The organism is Pauljensenia sp. UMB3104 (assembly GCF_030217285.1).
Classification (GTDB): Bacteria; Actinomycetota; Actinomycetes; order Actinomycetales; family Actinomycetaceae; genus Pauljensenia.
Genome location: NZ_JASONN010000659.1, coordinates 1 through 230 on the forward strand (window position 1 = coordinate 1; position 230 = coordinate 230).

A 230-nucleotide genomic window follows, 5' to 3' on the forward strand; every position below is an offset into this window, starting at 1 on the left:
ATGTTCGCCATCCCCACCGCGGAAATCCTCAATATTAGCCCCTGGCCGATTGTGCTCATCGCCGGCGGTCTCATGACCGCCTCCGCCTACTACGGCATCAAGGCCATCGAGATCGTCTCCTTCATCTCCGTGCCGCTCATCGCCGGGCTGGGCACCTACTCGATGGTGACCGCCACGGTGGACGGCGGCGGCCTCACCCGCATCTTCGCCAACACCAGCGGCATGCCGGT

1 pseudogene is annotated in these 230 nt (G+C 64.3%); it reads left to right on the forward strand.

The window, feature by feature from the left end:
- A pseudogene (gene codB / locus QP415_RS13180) lies at nucleotides 1-230 on the forward strand (cytosine permease); the annotation flags it as partial.